17 protein-coding genes are annotated in these 16,932 nt (G+C 34.0%); 8 read left to right on the plus strand and 9 right to left on the minus strand.

Features of this window, described 5'->3' with window-relative positions:
* Positions 1 to 6: 6 nt before the first annotated feature.
* Positions 7 to 1,062 carry an NAD(P)-dependent alcohol dehydrogenase gene (locus tag GZ212_RS06720; protein WP_166958397.1) on the minus strand — a complete coding sequence of 352 codons (1,056 nt, stop codon included), beginning with the start codon at positions 1,060 to 1,062 and terminating at the stop codon, positions 7 to 9.
* A gap of 243 nt (positions 1,063 to 1,305) precedes the next feature.
* On the opposite strand from GZ212_RS06720, the gene GZ212_RS06725 reads away from it, so the two are divergent.
* Together GZ212_RS06725 and GZ212_RS06730 are read left to right on the plus strand one after the other, a co-directional pair.
* Positions 1,306 to 2,496: a histidinol-phosphate transaminase gene (locus GZ212_RS06725; RefSeq protein ID WP_166958399.1), complete on the plus strand. Its 1,191-nt coding sequence runs from the start codon at positions 1,306 to 1,308 to the stop codon at positions 2,494 to 2,496.
* Positions 2,496 to 3,602, plus strand: a complete 1,107-nt coding sequence (locus GZ212_RS06730) for a permease (protein ID WP_166958401.1) — start codon at positions 2,496 to 2,498, stop codon at positions 3,600 to 3,602. The genes GZ212_RS06725 and GZ212_RS06730 overlap by 1 nt, the downstream gene beginning before the upstream one ends.
* A gap of 77 nt (positions 3,603 to 3,679) precedes the next feature.
* Here GZ212_RS06730 and GZ212_RS06735 read toward each other — a convergent pair whose 3' ends face one another.
* The 3 genes from GZ212_RS06735 to GZ212_RS06745 form a co-directional block, all read right to left on the minus strand.
* Positions 3,680 to 4,306 carry a hypothetical protein gene (locus GZ212_RS06735; RefSeq protein WP_166958403.1) on the minus strand — a complete coding sequence of 209 codons (627 nt, stop codon included), beginning with the start codon at positions 4,304 to 4,306 and terminating at the stop codon, positions 3,680 to 3,682.
* Positions 4,307 to 4,507: 201 nt separating this feature from the next.
* Positions 4,508 to 5,617 carry an alkene reductase gene (locus GZ212_RS06740; RefSeq protein ID WP_166958405.1) on the minus strand — a complete coding sequence of 370 codons (1,110 nt, stop codon included), beginning with the start codon at positions 5,615 to 5,617 and terminating at the stop codon, positions 4,508 to 4,510.
* A 168-nt stretch (positions 5,618 to 5,785) separates the two neighbouring features.
* Entirely contained in the window at positions 5,786 to 6,394 is a 609-nt protein-coding gene (locus GZ212_RS06745; RefSeq protein WP_166958407.1) for a fasciclin domain-containing protein, read from the minus strand.
* 155 nt (positions 6,395 to 6,549) lie between these two features.
* On the opposite strand from GZ212_RS06745, the gene GZ212_RS06750 reads away from it, so the two are divergent.
* On the plus strand, positions 6,550 to 7,437 hold the full coding sequence (locus GZ212_RS06750; protein ID WP_166958409.1) for a bestrophin family protein: 888 nt from the start codon (positions 6,550 to 6,552) through the stop codon (positions 7,435 to 7,437).
* 24 nt (positions 7,438 to 7,461) lie between these two features.
* Here GZ212_RS06750 and GZ212_RS06755 read toward each other — a convergent pair whose 3' ends face one another.
* Both GZ212_RS06755 and GZ212_RS06760 read right to left on the minus strand, forming a co-directional pair.
* The gene (locus tag GZ212_RS06755) at positions 7,462 to 8,148 is read right to left on the minus strand and encodes a TrkA family potassium uptake protein (RefSeq protein WP_166958411.1); all 687 of its coding nucleotides are present in this window, start codon (positions 8,146 to 8,148) and stop codon (positions 7,462 to 7,464) included.
* Between the two features lie 12 nt (positions 8,149 to 8,160).
* Complete coding sequence (locus tag GZ212_RS06760; RefSeq protein ID WP_166959047.1) at positions 8,161 to 9,849, minus strand: TrkH family potassium uptake protein; 1,689 nt, start codon at positions 9,847 to 9,849, stop codon at positions 8,161 to 8,163.
* A gap of 289 nt (positions 9,850 to 10,138) precedes the next feature.
* Here GZ212_RS06760 and GZ212_RS06765 point away from each other — a divergent pair, with 289 nt between their 5' ends.
* Complete coding sequence (locus GZ212_RS06765) at positions 10,139 to 10,741, plus strand: nitroreductase family protein (RefSeq protein ID WP_166958413.1); 603 nt, start codon at positions 10,139 to 10,141, stop codon at positions 10,739 to 10,741.
* Between the two features lie 71 nt (positions 10,742 to 10,812).
* Here the strand turns inward: GZ212_RS06765 and GZ212_RS06770 are convergent, their stop codons facing one another.
* Entirely contained in the window at positions 10,813 to 12,156 is a 1,344-nt protein-coding gene (locus GZ212_RS06770) for a T9SS type A sorting domain-containing protein (protein WP_166958415.1), read from the minus strand.
* Between the two features lie 370 nt (positions 12,157 to 12,526).
* Here GZ212_RS06770 and GZ212_RS06775 point away from each other — a divergent pair, with 370 nt between their 5' ends.
* The 4 genes from GZ212_RS06775 (at position 12,527) to GZ212_RS06790 (ending at position 15,687) form a co-directional block, all read left to right on the plus strand.
* Positions 12,527 to 13,399 (plus strand): hypothetical protein, encoded by an 873-nt coding sequence (locus GZ212_RS06775; RefSeq protein ID WP_166958417.1) that lies wholly within the window; start codon positions 12,527 to 12,529, stop codon positions 13,397 to 13,399.
* Positions 13,400 to 13,475: 76 nt separating this feature from the next.
* Positions 13,476 to 14,039 (plus strand): hypothetical protein, encoded by a 564-nt coding sequence (locus GZ212_RS06780; RefSeq protein WP_166958419.1) that lies wholly within the window; start codon positions 13,476 to 13,478, stop codon positions 14,037 to 14,039.
* Between the two features lie 106 nt (positions 14,040 to 14,145).
* Complete coding sequence (locus tag GZ212_RS06785) at positions 14,146 to 14,436, plus strand: DUF3817 domain-containing protein (protein WP_166958421.1); 291 nt, start codon at positions 14,146 to 14,148, stop codon at positions 14,434 to 14,436.
* Positions 14,437 to 14,439: 3 nt separating this feature from the next.
* Entirely contained in the window at positions 14,440 to 15,687 is a 1,248-nt protein-coding gene (locus GZ212_RS06790; protein WP_166958423.1) for a mechanosensitive ion channel family protein, read from the plus strand.
* Between the two features lie 52 nt (positions 15,688 to 15,739).
* Here the strand turns inward: GZ212_RS06790 and GZ212_RS06795 are convergent, their stop codons facing one another.
* The gene (locus GZ212_RS06795; RefSeq protein ID WP_166958425.1) at positions 15,740 to 16,444 is read right to left on the minus strand and encodes an OmpA family protein; all 705 of its coding nucleotides are present in this window, start codon (positions 16,442 to 16,444) and stop codon (positions 15,740 to 15,742) included.
* Positions 16,444 to 16,926 carry a lipocalin family protein gene (locus GZ212_RS06800; protein WP_166959049.1) on the minus strand — a complete coding sequence of 161 codons (483 nt, stop codon included), beginning with the start codon at positions 16,924 to 16,926 and terminating at the stop codon, positions 16,444 to 16,446. Before GZ212_RS06800 ends, GZ212_RS06795 begins: the two co-directional genes overlap by 1 nt.
* Positions 16,927 to 16,932 lie beyond the last annotated feature (6 nt).

Genomic DNA, 16,932 nt, shown 5'->3' on the forward strand with positions numbered 1-16,932 from the left:
AAATAATTAGCTCTTCAGACTTGACATATCGATTACAAAACGGTATTTGACATCACTTTTAAGCATGCGATCATAAGCGTTATTAATATCCTGAATTTTTATAACCTCTATATCAGACGTTATATTGTGTTCTCCACAAAAGTCAAGCAATTCCTGTGTTTCTGCGATACCTCCAATCAAAGAACCAGCCACACTCTTTCTTCCCATAATCATGGGAACCGTTACCAACATGGGATCTAAGGGTCCCAAATAACCAACTACCACCAAAGTACCATTTGTGTTCAACGTGTTTACGTATGGGTTTAAGTCATGTACATAAGGAACGGTATCAATTATAACGTCAAATTTACCCATGACTTGTTCCATGGCGGCTTCATCCGTAGAAATGACTACATCATGTGCTCCCAACTTTTTGGCATCGTCTATTTTTCCTTTTGACCTTGAAAACAACGTAACATGAGCTCCTAGGGCATTGGCTAGTTTAATAGCCATATGTCCCAAGCCACCGAGGCCCACAACAGCTACCTTACTATCTTTCCCAACATTCCAATGACGCAATGGCGACCAAGTGGTAATACCAGCACATAAAACAGGCGCTATTCCTGCTAAATCAAGATTCTCTGGCACACTCAACACAAAAGCTTCATCAACCACTATAGTTTCAGAATACCCACCATGGGTATTAGTTTCCAAATGTTTGTCATAGCCACCATAGGTGCCCACCCATTCTGGGCAATATTGTTCCAAATCGTTTTTACAGTTTTGACAGGTTCTACAGGAATCTACCAAACAACCTACCGCTACAATATCATCTACTTTGTGTTTGGATACCTTTGAACCTACCTCTACTACCCTACCTACAATTTCGTGTCCGGGGACAACAGGATACTGTGTCATGCCCCAATCATTTTTTGCAAAATGCAAATCAGAATGGCAAACACCACAATATAAAATATCGATTTTCACGTCCGTATTAGTGACGGTTCTTCTGTCTATTTGTAGGGGCAACAAATCAGTTTCTGCGGATTCAGCTCCGTAAGCTTTAACACTGTAATGATTCATTGGAATAAGTTTTAAATGATGTGTTCTAAATTTACGAAAAATTAATCTCAATTTATTGATAGCCAATAAAAAACCAAGACTAAAGATCCTTACACCTTAGGAAATAAAGAATGCTACCATTTGAAATATGAAAAATGAAGCAAATAACCCTATCTGTTAATTTATTTTTTAATTAAAATTAATTTTAACAGATTATTTCCATCTAATCATCTAAATTAGTTCATTTAATTCAAAGCACTCATCATGAAAACTTCTAACTTAAGTAGGCGTGATTGGTTAAAAAAAGGCGCTTTAACATTGGGAGGATTGGCCTTAATGCCTTCCGATATTTGGGCCCATGCTGTAGAGACAGCACAAACCAACCAAACCAAATACCTTTTTCCAACTACCAACAGCTTCAATGAATTTACGCCTCCCAAGTTTTTGGATCCCGAATTAAAAGCCATTTTAAGAGCCAATGAAAACCCATATGGGCCTCCACCCCTTGCTGCTAAAGCTTTTCAGGAAAACGTTTTTTCGGGAAATAGATATGCTTGGAAGACTCTTAATAATTTAATAAGCATGATTGCTGAAAAGGAAAACGTCTCACCCAAACAGATTTTAATGGCTCCTGGCTCTTCTGATATTCTCGAAAAAGTAGCCATGGTCTTTTTTCAAAATGGCGGCGACGTGATAAGTGCCGACCCTAGTTATATGTCTTTGATCAACGTTTCAAAATCAGTTGGAGGTCAATGGAAGTCCTATAAGTTATTGTCCGACTCCCAACATGATTTAAAGGCAATGGAAAAAGCTGTGGACGATCAAACCAAATTGGTATATATCTGTAACCCAAACAACCCAACGGGTTCTATTACCAATGCTGAAGATTTAAAAACCTTTTGCAAAACAGTATCCAAAAAAGTTCCTGTATTTGTAGATGAAGCATATATAGAACTTTCAAATAATGGCATAGCTGATAGTATGGTATCCTTAGTGAGTGAAGGCCATGACGTTATGGTGGCTAGAACTTTTTCAAAAATCCATGGAATGGCTGGATTACGAATTGGTTACTTGGTTGGAAAAGAAGAGACCATTAACCGCATTAATGAGATTACCCGTGGCGGTATGGGGATCACTGGCCCATCCATTATGGCTGCGACCACGAGTTTAAAAGGTCAAGAATTTTTAGATATGACCAAAACCAAAATTGCTGAAGCCAGAGCATATACTCAGAATTATTTGGAGAAAAAAGGATTTAAATACCTACCATCGCAAACCAATTTTATGATTTTTGAAATCGATATGGATGGAAATTCATTTCTAAAAGAAATTTATGGCAGACAGGTTGGTGTAAGAGCCTTTAAGTTCTGGGATAAAAACTGGTGTCGTGTGAGTATGGGAACCATGAAAGAAATGGAAATATTCACCAAGGCGATGGATGAAATTTTTGTCTAATGTCTGAAGCCATCATTAAAGCACTTTCATTCGTTACTTTTATCATTATTGGATTGCTATTAAAATCTAAATTCAATAATGCCGAGGAAGTTAACGGATTAAAGAAGATTATTTTGTTGGTGGCTCTCCCCTGCACCATTTTCGTAGCCTTATTAAAGATTTCATTGCATTTAGAGTTGTTTCTTCTGCCGCTTTTTGCCTTAGGCTTTAATCTGTTTTTATTTGTCATTACACCAGCCTTATTAAACGTGGTTGGAATAAAAAATAAAGCCATTGCAAATACAGCCAAATTGCTAATTCCTTCTTTAGCTCCCGGATTATCGTGCTTTCCGTTTATTTTAGAATTTTTAGGTGAACCTTATTTGGCCAAGGCTGCCATGACCGATTTGGGAAATAAGTTCTTTGTTCTTTTTATTTTATATCTAATTGCCATCAAATGGCATTACCGTAATAAGAATAACAAACAAGAATCTGATTTAACACGATTAAAAACCTTGGTGAAGGTCATGTTATTTGAACCCATTAATCTTTTGATTATCCTAGCCTTGATTTTGCTCGTTTCTGGTATTTCACTTGCTGATTTACCCTTGTTTTTACAAGAAAACTTAAACCGATTGAGTTTGATAATGACACCCTTGGTCTTATTGTTTATTGGTTTGGCTGTAAAAATTAAAAAGAAACAACTAGGACAGGTTTTTTCTTTACTTATGCTGCGCTATGGCATAAGTTTACTTCTAATTGCCGGTGTGGTTGCAGCATTAAAAATCCAAACAAGTCAAGATGTATTATTTATGTTAGCCTTTGGCTTGAGTGCCTGCAGCTTTTGGCCTTTTGCTCATATTTCATCTATATCTGCTAAAGAAATGGATTTGCCCGACCATCAAAAAACTTTTGACAACCAATTTGCCTTAGGACTATTAGCAATGTCCTTACCGCTTTCGGTTCTACTAATACTAATCATTTTTACAACTGGAGACACGTTTACAAATCCATTGTTTATCATATTCTTAGCAACAGGTTTAATCACTATTGGCTCCCTTTTTACCATCTTCAAATGGATAAAGAATCAGGTTATATTGAAAAGTGATTTGAGAAAAATAAACTAATTCATTAAAAATAGGACATAAAAAAACTTCTTAATTTTCATTAAGAAGTTTCACGTCATCATAATTATTAAACAAATCTATTTAAATAATTCTGTGTTTTCCTTTAATACAATATCCTTATTAGCTACATACATATCACCCATTTTTTCAGTTTTCAGGATAATATCCAAGTTCTTTTTTGCCAATTTTTTACGGCACATTTTAGTTAAATAGGGATCATCATCAAATACAAAAGAAGGTAACCCATAAGCTTCTTTTCCCTCTTCTTTAATAGTAGGATGTATCAATCGTAATTCTTTACTATGAGGGTAAGAACCTGGAATAAAGGTGTAAAAGGTATAAGAACCATTGGCGTCTGTTTTTACCCAACCTCTGTGCTTCACATACTTTTTTTGTCTATCGTAATTGACATCATACATACCAGTTTCATCGGCCTGATAAATAAAAACAATGACATCTTGAGCAGGGGTCACACCATCACTTTTATAAACAGTCCCTGTAATTTTTAATGGATTTTCCTTGGATTGAAAATCAGGGATACTGTCGGTATTGCTCAACTGACTTTCGGTATAATCATAGATAGGATTTCTGGTCATGTAATCAAATGGAACTTCTTCCAAAACTTGAGCCCTATCTTGCGCATGAACCGTCTGAAAATTAGCAGACAAAGTGATGGAAACAAGGAATAATAATAACTTTTTCATGAGGTATTATTTAATTAATCGGTTTAAAATTAATTGATTAACTAAACGCCACATAAAAAATCTTATGAACTAAAAAAATACACGATTAACCGAAAATAGGTTCAAAAAAATTCGATAAAATACCGTTTATCAAAATATGAATGCAAAAAAAATACCATCAGAAAAAAATCAGATGGTATTTTAATAATTATTATAAGACCTTTAAGATGCTACCTGTTCGCTTGCTTTTGGATAGTCGGTGTATCCTTCACTTCCAGGCGTATAAAAAGTATCTTGATTCCATTCGGCCAATTCCAAATTATTAGCGAAACGTTCCACTAAATCCGGATTTGATATAAAAGGTTTTCCGTATGCTACTAAATCCGCATCCCCATTTTCAATGACCTGATTTCCCTTTTCTTGATCAAAATTAGAGTTAATAATCAAGGTTCCATTATAAAGTGGTCTAAAATGTTTGGCTATTTCGGTCACCGCATATGATATATCTGAAACATCTGTAAACGGTTCTGAAAGGTGTATATAAGCCAAGTCATAATCGTTTAATTTTTTCATAATATATTCAAAGGTTGGTATGGTTTCTTCATCCATTGTCATTCCGAAAACACCATTTAAAGACGGATTAAAGCGGGCCCCTATCTTTTGCTCTGGCATAACTTCTTTAATGGCATCTAAAACCTCGAAAAAGAAACGCGCTCTGTTCTCAATACTTCCACCATATTCGTCTATACGCGTATTGGATGTGGCATTGAAGAACTGGTGAAATAAATATCCGTTTGATGAATGTATTTCTACGCCATCAAATCCAGCTTCCATAGCATTTTTTGCTGCCTTCTTAAAATCATTAATGGTACGTAGTATATCCTCCTTGGTCATTTCCTTGGGGGCAACTGTGTCTTTAAATCCTTCTGGGGTGTAAGATTGGGCATTCGGATTGATAGGCGATGGTGCCAATGGCAAATCTCCATTATGAAAATCTGGATGAGACATTCTACCTACATGCCATAACTGAATAAAAATCTTTCCTCCTTCATTATGAACTTTATCTGTTACCAATTTCCATCCCTCAACCTGCTCTTTACTATGTATACCTGGTGTGTTTATATAGCCAACAGCCTCCTCAGACACCTGAGACCCCTCAGAAATAATTAGACCAGCACTTGCTCGTTGTTGATAATAAAGCCCTTGAAGATCTTCTGTTGGCTTTTTCTCTGGATTATTGGCTCTACTGCGTGTCATTGGAGCCATCACAACTCTATTTTTTAAATCTAAATTATTTGATTGATATGGCTGTAATAATGGTTGTTTACTCATATTATATGTTGGATTTAAGTATTAAATTATTTTGATTTTTTAAAATTAGTAAACATGGTATTATTTTCCTAGGCAAATTAATTGTTTAACATCAATTTAATAGAAAAGTAAAAAGCGACCTAAACCTCCATTTAGATCGCCTTTCAACAAACAATAATCATTAATCAACTATTCTATAGGAAGAATAACCCCATCAATCACATGAATAACTCCGTTTGAAGCTGTAATGTCTGCAGCTTCTATATTAGCTGAATTACCTATGGCTATAATTTCAAGGTTAGGCGTCACCTGAAACGTTTCGCCTAGTAAAGTTTCAATAGTTTTATTATTTTTTTTGGGAACCACACTGTTAGAAGATCTTCTACCCTCGGTGACATGATATAACAACACATTCAATACTAATTGGGCATCAACCTCGGTTATATCGGAAACACTCAACGCATCATATAAGGCAAAAAAAGCATCATCGGTGGGAGCAAATACAGTATATTGGTCGGTACCGTTCAAAAATAGATCCACCAATCCTGCATCAAGTTCAGAATCAACGTACATTAAAGCATTTACCAATTCATTGAATCCGGCATCTATAGCTATGGCTGCTATAGGAGTATTACCAGGGGCATTTCCCGATCGAGCTGTTATAAGCGTCTCATAAATACTAGTCTGCTTTGATTGCTGATCCAAAGAAGTATCTACAGAATCTGTTTGGCAAGATACAATCAACATACTAATCATCATAAATAACCATTGGGGACTTAGAACTTTGAGAGATTTCATAATATTTGGTTTTAATTAAACTAATTTGTGAACACAAGATACAAATTTTGTTTAACTTTTTAAAATATTTGTTAAACAAAATTACTTATTGCTTTTACATCTTCCATTCCGATTCTATATTTCTAAAATTGTTCTCATTTTTTATATTTGTTTCTATGGAAATATATAACCCAAAAGAGTGGTTTAAGGCTGTATTTTATGTCCATAAATCAGATACGTTAAGAAAACTGACTCCCTATTTGTTTATTACAGCCGCCTTTTCATATGGTGTTGCCTACTTAGAATTGGAATATTTTAATCTATCAGCCAAACACTGGGTAAAGAACATTACGGTAGTACATAATTTATTGGGTTTTGCATTATCCTTACTATTGGTTTTTAGAACCAATACGGCATATGATCGTTGGTGGGAAGCCCGAAAGCAATGGGGCGCCCTTACCAATACAAGTAGAAATTTAGCCCTTAAAATGAATGCCTTACTCCCTAAAGATGACAAAGCAAATCGTCATTTTTATAGAAAAGCGATTCCCATGTATTCCCAAAGTTTGTATGCATTCTTAAGGTCTGATTATTCAACCTTCATGTTGGATGAAAATGAGCACCCAGAACTTGGAGATGCCTTCAGTAAAAAGAAGCACGCCCCCAATCAAGTAGCCTCACTCCTATTTAAAAAAACGAATATCTTATATCAACAAGGGATTATCTCAGGTGAACAGTTATTAGCTGTAAATAATGAATTGGAAGGATTTACCAATATCTGTGGTGCTTGTGAACGAATTAAAAATACACCTATCCCCCATTCTTACAGTACCTTCTTAAAAAAGTTTATTGTTTTTTATGTCGCTACTTTACCCATGGGATATGTGTTTTCTTTAGGGTATTTTGTCGCTTTAGCAGTACCTTTTGTTTTTTATGTATTGGCTTCATTAGAACTTATTGCTGAAGCCATAGAAGATCCGTTTGGTTGGGATTCAGATGATTTGCCTATTGAAAAAATGGCTGAAAATATGAAAAAACATACCCACGAGGTATTGCATCCCTAGAAGATTTACTGGAGTTAATCCAGACTACTTAGATTGCACAAATCTATTGATATCCTTCTTAGCGCCGTAGACTACCAAAATATCTTCTTTATGAAGGACATAATAGGGATCGGCCACTCCGTGAACTTTGAAAACTTGCTTTGAGGTACCTAATAAATTCTTTTCTTCGGAAGCAGACATGGTGGTCAATATGAGCAGATTGAAATTTTCTCTAATATTTATATCCTTTATGGTTTTTCCATAAAATTGTGTTGGCACATTAATTTCAACAATACTGAATTCCTCACTTAACTCAAAGGAATCCAAAATTCCCTTTAGACATAATTTTTTGGCCCATCTTTCCGCCGATTCTTGTTCAGGATGAACAATTTGATGTACACCGATGGCATACAATACTTTTTCATGAAGGGAATCAATAGCTCTACTAACCAATTTTTTCACATTCATGTTTTTAAAAAGAGCTGTTGCCATTACATTGGCTCCCCTGTTCTCACCAATGGCTATAACTACCATATCAGTATCTTTAAGAGGCAATCCAGACACGGTAAACTCATCTGTGGCATCCATGCAAATGGTATGGGAAATTTTCTCCTTATAACTCTCCACTTTATCCATACTAATATCAATACCTATAACCTCATTGCCTTGTTCTGTAAGTTTGACGGCTAGAGCCGATCCAAAACTTCCTAATCCAACAACAATATATTTCATAACAACATCTTTTTAATTGATTGTAATTTCCTCTGTAGGATATCTGTAATTCTTCTGTTTCACCTTTTTAAATAGTGCGATAAGAATAGTCAACATACTTACTCTCCCAATAAACATAATCGCAATGATGACAAATTTACTAAGAGGACTCAATGCAGCAGTAATACCGAGACTTAAACCAACCGTACTATATGCTGAAAAACATTCAAAAGCGATATCCAATAATTTCATGTCCTTGTCGAAAATGGAAATTAAGATAATCCCGGTTCCAATCACCATAAGCGATAAAGAAATGGCTGCAAAGGCTCTTCTCACTGAAATTTCTGCAATCTCTCTCCTAAAAATTTCGATTTTGGTTTTTCCTTTTGCCAAACTCAAAAAATTTAGGGTTGCTATGGCAAATGTATTGGTTTTAATACCTCCTCCAGTAGATGCTGGTGATGCTCCCACCCACATCAGAAAAAAGATTAACATGACCGTAGAAAAATGTAATTCGGCCATATCTATGGTATTGAATCCTGCCGTTCTAGGTGTAGTTGCCCCGAATAATGCGGTTACAAACTTTCCAAATCCGCTATGTTCTGCCAAAGTATTATTATATTCATCAATAAAAAAAGCTATAGTCCCGACTATGGTTAAAATGGCCGTTGTCACCAAGGATATCCTACTATTAATGTGTAATACCCAGGGTTTATACGTTTCTTCCATCCCTGACAAATAGAATACCTTTCTATTAATGAAATACTTAATATACTTCAAAAGGTTTACCACTATAGGAAAACCCAATCCTCCCAAAACAAAGGCTACAATTAATACAAGTTGGAGCATATAGTTGTACCTAAATCCTTCTTCATAAATACTATTCGACAAGGTGGAAAAACCAGCATTACAAAAAGCTGAAATACTGTGAAAAACTGAAAAAAAGATCCTTTCAAAAAAACTTTCAAATAGATCCTTTCGAACACTAACAAAAATGAGAACCGAAGCCACAATTTCGATAGAAAAAGTAATGGCCAAAATCCGCTTAAAGGTTGTAAATACCTCTCCCAGCTTATTGGCTCCTGTCATGTCACTTAACGTTTGCTGGTTTTCATAACTAGAGCCTCCTTTAAAAAAGTAACTAAAATAACTGGCCACTGTCAATATCCCAATACCACCTGCCTGAATAAGTGCTAGAATAACAGATTGTCCAAATACAGTAAAATAACTACCTGTATCTACCACAATTAACCCCGTTACACATACAGCACTTGTAGAAGTAAACAAAGCATCTAAAAATGACAACCCTTCATAAGTTGCATTCGGGAGCATAAGTAATAAAGTCCCAACCAAAATGATTCCAAAAAAACTCATGATAAACAACTGAGCGGGATTCATCAAGGTTTTTTTGTAACTAATATTTTGTTCTGAAAATTCTCTTATAAAGGTTAGTAGTATGGCAAATTTCACCCAATTGTCGTTGTATAAAAAAGAAATATGCTTGTGAGCCTCTTCTCCCAAAAAGTGAGCGTATAGGATATTTAGGGTAATCAGGATAGTAACTACGTCAAAAATGATCACTGACCGTTTGATTTCTTTTAGCTTTTCAATATATCTCAGAATGGTCACGCCAATTCCCAAACCAATAACCACAAAATAAAACGTATTGAAAACTCTTTGGATCTCCAATGATTTGTCATAACCAAAATCCAGCAAAAACATCAACACACCTAACACGCTTGAAAGGAAGGCTAATTGATAAAGAAGTTTTGAAGTAAAAAGATTTTCTTTTTTAAAGGGACTCAAAGCATCTATTTTTATTTGTCATATAATTTGGTGTCTTATAAAAACAGAAAATAATTATGACTTTGAACAAACAAAAGTTCAAAATAAAAATGACAGATTCAAAGAAATATCAATATTCTTTTTAAAAAAACAAAAGCTTTAAAATTTGACACAAGGATTTTAACGATTGCCTTAAAAACTCTATAATAATTGGTATTTTAGTCTCATGGAAAAAACAGAAAAATCAATAAACAAAGAAACACCCGTATCCCATGATATCCATCCATTAATAAAAAACAGATGGAGTCCTAGGGTTTTTGATGAGCAAATGGTTAGCGAAGAAGATATGAAAACGCTTTTTGAAGCAGGTAGATGGGCTCCAAGCTCCAATAATCTGCAACCATGGGCCATTATTTGGGGAGAAAAAGGAAGTGAAACGTACGAAAGAATTTATAATGTTTTAAGTGATTTTAATCAAGGATGGGTTAAAAATGCCCCTATCCTTCTTCTTACAGCTTACAATACCAAAAACCCAAATGGCAATGAAAATTTTCATGCACTTCATGATGTAGGATTGTTTATGGCTACTCTAAGTATTCAGGCACAATCCATGGGAATTGCGGTACATCAAATGGGAGGTGTAAAACATCAAGATGCAAAAAAGGAATTTAATTTACCTGAGGATTATCATATAGCTACATCTGCAGCCATTGGATTTTATGGTGGAGATCCTGATAAACTTCCAGAGGACTTAAAAGAATCCGAATTAGAAGAAGTTAGAAAGCGTAAAGATCAAAAGGAATTTATTTTTAAAGGGGATTTTAAATAATAGTAACCCATTCCTAATTTGATCAAGTTTATTTGGAGGGAGTATTTTTATAATAGCTCTCTCCTTTTTTTTTACTTGACCACCAGCTTTTTAATGGTCTTTGATTCCTTATTGTGAATTGAAGCCATATAGATTCCTGCTGATAGTTGCGAGACATTCACCGTAGAAGACTGCATAGGCAATGATTGTTGAAAAATTAAATCGCCTCTTAAGCTAAAAATCTCCAAAACACTGTCATTAGGAGCATTAGAAATAGTTAAAGTATCCATAACTGGATTTGGGTAAATGCGAATGGTAATATCCTCTAATTCAACATCCTTAATCGAAAGAGTAGCACATTCCTCTTCATTAGCTACAAAAAATGTATTACCACCTATGTTCCAATTAGCAAGTGTTACTGCTGTTGTTTCATCAACCATAATACATGACAAAGACTCATTACCTGACATGTTAAATTCAACAATATTACCATTATTGCCATTTCTTAAATCAACAGTTGTCAATTCATTATTCTGGCACTGTATTCTCCTCAAAACCCCATTATCTGATAAATCCAAGGATGTCAATTGATTATTAGCTGCATAAAACAAACTTAATTGTGGATTGCTACTTAAATCGATATTTGTAACCTCATTATTGAACATAAGAATTTTCTCCAATAGTGGATTGCTGCTCACATTTAAACTGGTTAAACCATTATTTGAGCAGTTTAAATATGATAATGCTGGGTTATTATCTAAATTCAAATTGGATATATTGGATTGGGAACAATCTAATATTTCTAACAAAGTATTATTGCTAATATCTAAATTTGAAAGATCATTGGTACCAACAAATAAGCTCTTTAGATTGGTATTCAATGAGACATCGATTGTGTTTAAATTATTTCCATAGCATAACAAAAACTCCAATCCAGGATTTCCCGAAACATCTAATGAAGACAAATTATTTAAATTACAGGATAAATATTCCAAGTTGAGATTATTGGAAACATCTAAACTGGAAATGTTATTATTACTGATGTCAAGTTCTTCCAGCTCTAAATTGGCCAGAATATTTAAAGCGTTTAACTGATTGTCTTTGATGTCTATAGATTTTAAATCTATATTTTGACTTAAATCAACTTCTTCCAAATTATTGGAATAAACATTCAAATGTCTTAAACTTATAAATGCTTCGATACCATCAAGATTGTGAATAAAATTGTCAAAAATATTAAGGGTGGTCACATTTTCAGCATCACAATTCAATATATCTCCTGTTATTCCATTTGTGTCAATACCTAGAGTCACAAGAGCCTGTTCAAAATTGGTATCTGGAATTGGAGTTGATTGCGACCATGCAGAGGAAGAAACCGCAGTTAAAATAAAAACTGACAAGAAGTACTTTACGGTATTCTTTGGGTAAAAAACCATAATCGTCAATAGCTTACAAAGGGATTATTAATAGCAAGTCAAATATATCATAATGAAGGAATTAATGCATATTTAATCGATAGGAGAATAATTAATCCGTTAAGTGACTTCTCTTGTATGTAAACTTCTCAAAAAAAACTAGGTTCAATTACACTATGGGCAAAGAATGCTCAGTATAATAACAAATTACCAATTTTTTAATGTTTTTTGTAGGAAAAAAAATTTGTAACTTTATAACTATCAAAGTTATCCCCTCCAAACTACCTCTATTAGATTTTGAAAAAAAAATCATTTACCAATTAGAAACCAACCTTATGTAACGAAATAAAATCAAGCAAATTCTTATAAATTTTATTCAATTGAAATTATCATGAAAAAACAACTTTTAATTTTACCGCTTTTGCTATTTGTTTTCATAGCAAACTACCAATTATCTGCTCAAGAAACAGCCTCAGATTTACAAAGTTTAATCGATATGAGGGCGAGCAACCTTGACTATCAAATGAGAAATCATGGTTATGAATTTATAAAAACTGAAAAGTCTGGATATAATGCCTACCAAAATTGGTGGAGTTCCAGAAAGGATAAATGTGTAACAGTTAGAGTTTCTGATGGTAGAATTAAATCTATTGTTAATTCGCCCGACTTTGATTGTAATAAATCCAATAGAAATTATTCCAATAATCACCGAAATAATGGCAATTCCTTCTACTATGACAACAATGAAAAAACAAATTACAATTATAGTAGATATGTAAATAATTCAGCTACCTCTGCTTATGGTAAGTTAGAAGATGATGGTTTTCATGAAATAAAAACGCACCAAGAAGATGGTTACACCTATAAGCTATGGTATAAAAACAGGACTAATGAATGCCTTAAAACAGTTAGCTATGACTATAAATTAACCAAAGTTTTATATTCTCATCATTGTGATGAAAATAACAGAGGTTATTCAAATAATAGAGGATACTCAAATAATAGAAACCGAGGAAATTTTTATGATTCCTATGATCATGAAGATACGCACACTAATTACACATCTTATATTAATAAAGGAGCCACAACAGCATATCGAAGACTAGAAGATGACGGATTTAGAGAAATTAAAATTTTCCAAAAAGACGGCTATACTTATAAGTTATGGTATAAAAACAGAACCAGAGAATGCATTAAAACGGTTAGCTACGATTATAAATTGACAAAGATTTTGTTTTCTCATCATTGCGATGAAAACAGATAAAATAATCTAAAATATATCAGCACTTTAATTAAGAAAAAGATTAACTTAGGAAGGTGTAATTTTAAATAATAATTCCATGAAAAAAACAAGCTTATTAATTCTTTTCTTCTTTACCGTTTTTATTTCATTTTCTCAAGAAACCGCCTATGACCTTAAAGATTTGGTTGATATGAGAGCTAGTTCTCTTGATAACGAAATGGGAAATCGTGGTTACGATTGGATAAAAACTGAAAAATCTGGGTATAATTCCTATCAAAATTGGTGGAATAACCGAAAGAACAAATGTGTCACAGTGAGGGTAAGTGATGGTAAAGTGAAATCAATAGTCAATGTTCCTGATTTAGATTGTAATAAATCTAGAGGAAATCAGAATCACTCAAACAATAGAGGAGAATTCCATCATTCTAACGACAATGAAAGAAATCACGACAATTATCAGACTTACGTGAATGGTCCCGCCACCTCCGTATACAGAAAGCTTCAAGACGACAATTTTAAAGAGGTTAAAGTTTTCCAAAAGGATGGTTACACCTATAAGCTTTGGTATAAATATAGAACTAAAGAATGCCTAAAAACGGTTAGTTATGATTATAAATTAACCAAAATACTATTTTCCCATCATTGTGATGAGAACCTATAAATCTTCTTAACGAAAACATAAAAAAGCAACCAAATGGTTGCTTTTTTTGATGGTTAGAAATTCTATCAGCCTAAAAGGTTATATTTTTGCAGCACAAATTATTATTATGAAAATAAAGAGTCTGACAATTTTTAGAATATTAGCCTTTTTAGAGGGTATCTCGTATATTTTATTACTTTTTGTAGCTGTACCCATAAAATATTGGCTTGGTGATGAACAGTATGTCAAGTTATTGGGAATGCCTCATGGACTTCTTTTTATAGGCTACATTGCTTTGGCCATTTTAATTAGTAAAGAGCGGAATTGGAATACTAAGGAAACTGGAATTGTGCTTTTAGGATCTATTATTCCATTGGGTACCTTTTTTGTAGATGCCAAGTATCTCAAAAATTCCTAACACATGAATAATTTGACTCATTTCTTTTATGACTTATTTATTGAAAAGGGCCTGAGCGAAACCAGTGCTACTTTTTTGAATATGCTCTCCCTTTTGATTTTATTGGTTATTTTAATTTTTACGACTGATTTTATCACTAGGAAGATTTTAGTTCAGGCATTCAGTAAATTTGCAGATCGTACTACAACTCAATTTGATAACCTCTTAATAAAACACAAAGCTCCGAGAAACTTAGCGCATTTAGTGCCTTTGCTTTTAACCATCGAGCTATTTCCGATTGTATTCAATGACTACCCATCAGTAGAGCAGCCTATTGAAACTTTATTGAAAATTTACGGTGTTTTATTGTTTATTTGGATTTTAAGGAGCATCCTTAAAACCCTCGAATCCTATTTCAAAACTATTCCTTCTTTAAAGGATAAACCTATTGACAGCTATGTACAAGTAGGCATGTTAGGTGTTTGGATTGTAGGTATTGCCTTTTGTTTTGTTATCATTACAGATATTACTCTTATTCAATTTTTCACCACTCTGGGTGCTGCTTCAGCAGTATTACTTTTAATTTTCAAGGATACTATTTTAGGATTTGTAGCCAGCATCAATGTGGCTGTAAACGATACCGTAAGAATTGGTGACTGGATTACCATGGAAAAATATGGTGCAGATGGAGACGTTATTGAAATCAATTTAAATACCATCCAAGTTCAAAATTTTGATAAGACAATAACTAATATTCCAACAGGGTCACTAATGACCGATGCATTTACCAACTGGCGTGGAATGTCTGACTCTGGAGGAAGACGAATTAAACGAGCCATAATTATTAAAGCGACTTCCATTAAATACTTAGCCCAGGAAGAAATTGATGATTTAAGGAAAATTCAATTGATATCAGATTATGTTTCCCAAAGACAAGAAGACATCAATCATTATAATAGAGAAAAGAACATAGACAAATCTGTTTTAATCAATGGTCGCAATTTGACCAATTTTGGAGTTTTTAGAAAATACATTCAAAATTACATAGAAGGTCATTCGGCTATAAATAAGGACATGACCATCATGACCAGACAATTGGCTCCAACTCCACAGGGAATACCTTTGGAGATCTATGCTTTTAGCTCTGATAAACGTTGGGAAAATTACGAATACATTATGGCTGATATTTTCGATCATCTCTTGGCTGCTGTTCCTTATTTCAAACTAGAAATATTTGAACTTCAAAATTTCGATCCAAACGTAATAAAATAAAAAAAAGAGCAGATATCTGCTCTTTTTTTTATTTCTATAATTTAGGATTCTCCTAATTTCCACTTTCGTTTTTAGCGTCTTCCACCATTTTTTCATTTGGTAAAATTGCTAAATTCACACGTCTGTTTTTCGATCTTCCCTCAGAAGTTCCGTTGTCATACATGGGCTGTGTTTCTCCAAACCAGTTGGTGGTAAATCTTGAACTACTTAAACCTTGACTTACAAAATAATCGCGAACTGAGTTGGCACGATTTTTAGACAATGTCATGTTATAAGAGGCATCACCAGTGCTATCTGTGTGTCCCACTACTAATACATTTGTATCTGGATACTCTTTAAGTACATTTGACAACTTATCAAGAGTCACTTGAGAGGCAGAGTTGATATTGTATTTATTAGTATCAAAATAAACACCGCTATTTTCATCAAATGTAACTACAATTCCATTGTCCACTCTTTCTACTTGAGCCCCTGGTATTTCATCTTCAATTCTTTGGGCTTGTTTATCCATTTTATTACCAATAAGAACTCCTGCTCCACCTCCAATGACGCCACCAATAACAGCCCCTAGTTCACCGTTCCCTCCTTTACCGGCATTGTTACCAATTATAGCACCAATAATAGCACCACTAGCAGCACCTATGGCAGCACCTTTTTGCTTATTATTTGCGTTTTGAACAGATTCACAATTGGTCATGGTAAACATTACCGAAACGGCAATTACCATTGTTGTTATTTGTTTTAAATAAGTTTTCATTAGTCGCTTGTTTTAGTAAAGTTCATAAATATTGTAAAAGGTTTTCCATCATCCAATGTCACGGTTTGTTGCCATTGCATGTTGGATTCAGACAATTGAGCTAACTTAAGTCTAAATCCTTGATTGGTTTCAGATTTATGTTTTGCATTGGTAGGCTTTAACATAAAATCATACAAACCTGTATCCTTATCAATAGTTTGAATACTAAAGACAAAGTTGCGTATAGATGAGTCACAATCCATACCGCTTAACGTATAGTTCCCCGTATTGTTATTTGGGATAAAACGCCATGTACTACCTTCAAAACATGCTTGTTCGGCATCATTTAAGAGGTTGACATTAAATTCTCCTGATTCGCTATAGGTTATGGAATTTAAACTCCAATATCCTTTCATGACTTTTTTAGAAACTCCTGTTGTTTTGGTAGAACCGCAAGAGAAAATGGTAGCCACAACCATGAATAATAGAAGTGATTTTTTCATCATGTT

The sequence above is a fragment of the Mangrovimonas sp. CR14 genome (assembly GCF_011764015.1).
Classification (GTDB): Bacteria; Bacteroidota; Bacteroidia; order Flavobacteriales; family Flavobacteriaceae; genus Mangrovimonas; species Mangrovimonas futianensis.